Origin of the sequence: Bergeriella denitrificans NBRC 102155 (assembly GCF_001592185.1) — a bacterium.
Classification (GTDB): Bacteria; Pseudomonadota; Gammaproteobacteria; order Burkholderiales; family Neisseriaceae; genus Neisseria; species Neisseria denitrificans.
Genome location: NZ_BCWL01000157.1, coordinates 1 through 5,047, shown reverse-complemented (window position 1 = coordinate 5,047; position 5,047 = coordinate 1). Strand labels below are relative to the sequence as shown.

The 5,047-nt window shown below is 57.3% G+C and carries 6 protein-coding genes; 5 read left to right on the top strand and 1 reads right to left on the bottom strand.

Annotated features, from left to right (window positions below):
* The first annotated feature begins 289 nt into the window (after positions 1 to 289).
* Positions 290 to 862: a Spy/CpxP family protein refolding chaperone gene (locus tag BDE01S_RS08190; protein ID WP_066079988.1), complete on the top strand. Its 573-nt coding sequence runs from the start codon at positions 290 to 292 to the stop codon at positions 860 to 862.
* Between the two features lie 285 nt (positions 863 to 1,147).
* Here the strand turns inward: BDE01S_RS08190 and BDE01S_RS08185 are convergent, their stop codons facing one another.
* Positions 1,148 to 1,990, bottom strand: coding sequence for a Rossmann-like and DUF2520 domain-containing protein (locus BDE01S_RS08185; RefSeq protein ID WP_066079984.1), 843 nt, complete (start codon positions 1,988 to 1,990; stop codon positions 1,148 to 1,150).
* An 81-nt stretch (positions 1,991 to 2,071) separates the two neighbouring features.
* On the opposite strand from BDE01S_RS08185, the gene minC reads away from it, so the two are divergent.
* The 4 genes from minC to BDE01S_RS08165 all read left to right on the top strand — a co-directional run bounded on the left by minC (position 2,072) and on the right by BDE01S_RS08165 (position 4,914).
* On the top strand, positions 2,072 to 2,770 hold the full coding sequence (gene minC, locus BDE01S_RS08180) for a septum site-determining protein MinC (RefSeq protein WP_066079981.1): 699 nt from the start codon (positions 2,072 to 2,074) through the stop codon (positions 2,768 to 2,770).
* 116 nt (positions 2,771 to 2,886) lie between these two features.
* A complete protein-coding gene (gene minD / locus BDE01S_RS08175) occupies positions 2,887 to 3,702 on the top strand; it encodes a septum site-determining protein MinD (RefSeq protein ID WP_066079978.1) in 816 nt (271 codons plus the stop codon).
* Between the two features lie 3 nt (positions 3,703 to 3,705).
* Entirely contained in the window at positions 3,706 to 3,987 is a 282-nt protein-coding gene (minE, locus tag BDE01S_RS08170; protein WP_066079975.1) for a cell division topological specificity factor MinE, read from the top strand.
* A 3-nt stretch (positions 3,988 to 3,990) separates the two neighbouring features.
* Positions 3,991 to 4,914, top strand: coding sequence for a hydrogen peroxide-inducible genes activator (locus BDE01S_RS08165; protein ID WP_066079971.1), 924 nt, complete (start codon positions 3,991 to 3,993; stop codon positions 4,912 to 4,914).
* Positions 4,915 to 5,047 lie beyond the last annotated feature (133 nt).

Sequence of the window (5,047 nt, the reverse complement as noted above, 5' to 3'; positions counted from 1 at the left end):
GGGCGCAGCAACGCCGTATCATTCTTATTTTAAATGACTATACCCGCCCACCTTACGCAACTTAACCCCACTCCCGATTTCAGACGGCTTACCGACGCTTGCCAACACTCGATAACACTTCCTCCGGCTGCATTTACCCCCGCCGCACACGCATTAACGGCTGTCTCCCTTACCATATAGTCGAAGAAGATAAACATGAGACAAGGCGCAGCAACGCCGTATCATGCTTATTTTCAAAGACTATACCCATCAATATTCTCTCTCACCCTGCCTAATAAGGAGACACCTGATGATGAAAAAATACCTGGCCATTGCCGCCGCCTCCATTATCGGCCTCGCCGGCGTTGCCACCGCTTCCGAAACCATCGCCCACAACAAAGCCGAAAATGCCAAACAAAGCAGCCGTATGCACCAGCATAAAAAAGACGGCCTGCCGCGCGACTTGCAGGCGCTGAAACTAAGCAGCAAGCAGGAAGCCGAAATCAAGAAAATCCTTGAAAGCAACCGCCCGCAACGCAGCGAGCAAGACCGCGCCGCACGCGAGAGCCGCCGCAACGAATTCCAACAGCGCATGAACGAGCGCCGCGCCGCCGAGCAAAAGCTGATTAGCGCCAAAAACTTCGACGAAGCCGCCGCCCGCCGCCTGATTGCCGAACGTCAGGCCGAACACGACCGCCTGACTGCCGAGCGCAACCGCAGCGATGCCGACCGCGCCGTCGCCCGCCTGAAAGAGCGCCATGCCATTTTCCAAGTATTGGATGCCAAGCAGCAGAAACAATGGCTGGAAAACCAAAACAAACGTGAAAAACACGAAGCCTTCCGAGGCAAACGCGGCGAACACCGCCCGCAAGCGCAGCAATAATCCCGATATATTGACAAAAAAAGCCGTCTGAAAATCATTGATTTTCAGACGGCTTTTTTTGTCAATAATGTGCGTTCGGGATAAATAATCCAGGTAACGCAAGAAATTTCCATAACGTAGGACGGGCATCCCTGCCCGTCGTTTCGCAGCAAGGTATAGTCGAAGAGCTTAATTTCTCCGACTATCTATAAAGAAAAGGGTTTAACAAAAGGTTTATCTCATTCTATGAATGAGCGACGGGCAAGGATGCCCGTCCTACATCCTCTGCCCGTTTTTCAGACGGCCTCACCCACCCAACACCGCCCGCACCCGTGCGGCAGCCTCCGCGTCCAAACGCACCGATGCCAGCGTCAATACCGCCTGCGCCCACAGCCGATATTGCGCCTGCTCGGCTTCATCCAAGGCCGCCAGATGCGCCGCTACCGTGCCGTCGTCGCCCCGCACAATCGGGCCGGTCAAGGCTTCGGCGGGCGGCAGCAATGTGAGATTGTCCGCCGTTTGCCGCAGCAAACCGCCCACCAGTCTGCGCGATAACGCTTCGGGTATGTCCAGCGGCGCCAGCAAATCTTGGGCATACGCTGCCAGCGCCACGCTGAAATTGGATGCGGCCGACAAAGCGGCATGATAACGCGCCTTGTGTTGCGAGGGCAGCGTAAAAGCCTGCAGTCCCAACGCGTCCGCAATCTGCCGCAATATCTGTTCCGCCCGCACGCTATCCGCTTCCAACGCACACAGGCTGCCGTGCAAACCGGCCGCCGCCGTTTCCGCATCGGCAAAGGCAAACACCGGATGCAGGCTGCCCGTCAGCGCGCCGCGTTGTTTTACTGCAACAAGTTCATGTATCGTTTTCGCACCGCTCAAATGCAGCACCAGCGTCTCCGCCGACAAAGCCTGCGACGCTGCCAAACGCGCCGCAGCCTCTACCACCGCATTATCCGGCGTGGCCACAAACACCACATCGGCATACGGCAATTCCGCTATATCCCGCACCACCGCCGCACCGAACGCACCCTGCGGCAGGCTGCGGCTGACGATATGCGAAAGCTGCCAGCCGGCGTGCTGCCCGAGCAGGGCGGCCAAAGTCTGCCCGACCCTGCCCGCGCCGATAATATGGAAGATTTTTTTCATTTCAGACGGCCCAAATGGATTGAATAGCGTAGATTAACACGGTAAACTTACACCATTAAAAATTTTTATGATTTACGCACCATGAAATCTGCTTTCGACGTAAAGTCCGCACGCTTGGAAACCTTGTCCCTCTGCCTGCATACTGCCGACTTGGACGAGCTGGAAGCGGCATTGCGGCAGCGTACCGAGCAATACCGGGATTTGGACATCATGCCTTTCGTATTGGATGCGGAAGACTTTGCCCGCCCTGAAGAATTGGATTTACCCGCCGTTACCGCCCTGTGCGCCCGCTACGGCATCCGCATTCTCGGCCTGCGCCACAGCGACGAGCAGTGGGCGCAGGCGGCGGCAGACAACGGCCTGGCCTTCGCCAGCGGCGAAAAAGGCGACAAACCCGCCGAGCCTGCGCCCGCCCCTGCGGTTGCACCCGCCCCCGCAGGCAGCCCGACCGTCGTCATCAACACCCCCGTGCGCACCGGACAGCAGGTTTATGCGGAAAACAGCGATTTGATTGTAACCGGCATCGTCAGCCAGGGCGCTGAGCTGATTGCCGACGGCAACATCCACATTTACGCCCCCATGCGCGGCCGCGCGCTGGCCGGTGCAAAAGGCGACACCAACGCACGGATTTTCATCCACTCCATGCAGGCCGAGCTGGTATCCGTTGCCGGCATCTACCGCAATTTTGAAGACGAACTGCCCGGCCACCTGCATAAGCAGCCGGTGCAAGTCGCGCTGCAGGATAACCGGCTGGTTATCAGCGCCATCGGCAGCGAATAAAGCACCGCACCATTAATCATCGAAGAAATTCATTTCTCCGACTATATATACCCCGGCATCTGCCCCGCGCAGAGCCGTAACCGTTCATTCATACCCGTATCTGAAAAGGAAATATCGTGGCAAAAATTATTGTAGTAACTTCAGGTAAAGGCGGTGTGGGCAAAACCACCACCAGCGCCAGCATCGCTTCCGGCTTGGCCCTGCGCGGCCACAAAACCGCCGTTATCGACTTCGACGTCGGCCTGCGTAACCTCGACCTGATTATGGGCTGCGAGCGCCGCGTTGTGTACGACCTCATCAACGTGATTCAAGGCGAAGCCACGCTCAACCAAGCGCTGATTAAAGACAAAAACTGCGAAAACCTCTACATCCTGCCCGCGTCGCAAACCCGCGACAAAGACGCGCTGACCCGCGAAGGCGTAGAAAAAGTCATGCAGGAGCTGTCCGGCAAGAAACACAACTTCGAATACATCGTCTGCGACTCCCCCGCCGGTATCGAACAGGGCGCATTGATGGCGCTGTATTTCGCCGATGAAGCCATCGTTACCACCAACCCCGAAGTCTCCAGCGTGCGCGACTCCGACCGCATCCTGGGCATTCTGCAGAGCAAATCGCGCAAAGCCGAACAAGGCGAAACCGTTAAAGAGCATCTGCTGATTACCCGCTACTCGCCCGAGCGCGTGGAAAAAGGCGAAATGCTGTCGGTACAGGACATCTGCGACATCCTGCGTATCCCGCTGATCGGCGTGATTCCCGAATCGCAAAACGTGCTGCAGGCATCCAATGCGGGCGAGCCGGTCATCCACCAGCAAGACGCCGCAGCCGCCGAAGCCTATAAAGACGTGATTGCCCGCCTGTTGGGCGAAAACCGCGAAATGCGTTTCCTCGAAGCCGAGAAAAAAGGCTTCTTCAAACGTCTGTTCGGAGGTTAAGCCATGTCATTACTCGATATCCTCTTCGGCCGCAAACCGAAAACCGCCGAAGTCGCCCGCGACCGCCTGCAGATTATCATCGCGCAGGAACGCGCCCACGAAAACGGCGAAGGCGCGCCCGATTACCTGCCGACCCTGCGTAAAGAGCTGCTGGAAGTATTGTCCAAATACGTTAAAGTATCTCTGGACGACATCCGCATCTCCCAGGAAAAGCAGGACGGCATGGACGTGCTCGAGCTGAACATCACCCTGCCGGAACAAAAGCCGGAAGACAAAAAGGTGTAAGCCATGACGCTGACCGAATTGCGTTATATCGTTGCCGTGGCGCAGGAACGTCATTTCGGACGCGCCGCGCGCCGCTGCTTCGTGAGCCAGCCCACCCTCTCCATCGCCATCAAAAAGCTGGAGGAAGAGCTGCAGGTATCGCTGTTTGACCGCAGCAGCAACGACATCATCACCACCGACGCGGGCGAACGCATCGTCGCCCAAGCCCGCCGCGTGCTGGAAGAGGCCGACCTCATCAAACATCTGGCCAACGAAGAGCAAAACGAGCTGGAAGGCGCGTTCAAACTCGGCCTGATTTTCACCGTCGCCCCCTACCTGCTGCCCAAGCTGATTGTCTCCCTGCGCGAAACCGCGCCCAAAATGCCGCTGATGCTGGAAGAGAATTACACCCACATTCTCACCGAATCTCTCAAACGCGGCGATTTGGATGCCATCGTGGTGGCCGAGCCTTTCCAAGAGCCCGGCCTCATCACCGAGCCGCTGTATGACGAGCCCTTCTTCGTGATTGTGCCCAAAGGCCACGCTTTTGAAGATTTGAACTCCGTCAGCCCCGCCATGCTGGCAGAAGAGCAAGTGCTGCTGCTCACCGAAGGCAACTGTATGCGCGACCAAGTATTGTCGAGCTGCTCCGAGCTGGCCGCCAAGCAGAAAATCCACGGCCTGACCAACACCCTGCAAGGCAGCTCCATCAACACCATCCGCCACATGGTTGCCAGCGGCTTGGGCATCAGCATCATGCCGGCCACCGCGCTCACCGAAAACGACCATATGCTGTTCAGCATCATCCCGTTTGAAATGCCCGCGCCGCAACGCCGCGTGGTCTTGGCCTACCGCCGCAACTTCGTCCGCCCCAAAGCCCTGACCGCCCTGCGTACCGCCATCCAGCAGTCGCAACTCAACGGCGTGAGCTTTGTGGACAACGAATAAGCAGCCCGCAGATTACACCTGCCTCAAGCCGTCTGAAAAACCCGTTTTTCAGACGGCTTTTTTCTGTTTGCCGCAGTTGCATACTTGGAATATAGTCGGAGAAATGAAATTTTGCTACGGCGTTGGCTCGCCC

Coding starts and splice junctions, on each gene's coding strand:
- BDE01S_RS08165 (WP_066079971.1), top strand. CDS start 3,991: ATGACGCTGACCGAATTGCGTTATATCGTTGCCGTGGCGCAGGAACGT.
- BDE01S_RS08185 (WP_066079984.1), bottom strand. CDS start 1,990: ATGAAAAAAATCTTCCATATTATCGGCGCGGGCAGGGTCGGGCAGACT.
- minC (WP_066079981.1), top strand. CDS start 2,072: ATGAAATCTGCTTTCGACGTAAAGTCCGCACGCTTGGAAACCTTGTCC.
- BDE01S_RS08190 (WP_066079988.1), top strand. CDS start 290: ATGATGAAAAAATACCTGGCCATTGCCGCCGCCTCCATTATCGGCCTC.
- minE (WP_066079975.1), top strand. CDS start 3,706: ATGTCATTACTCGATATCCTCTTCGGCCGCAAACCGAAAACCGCCGAA.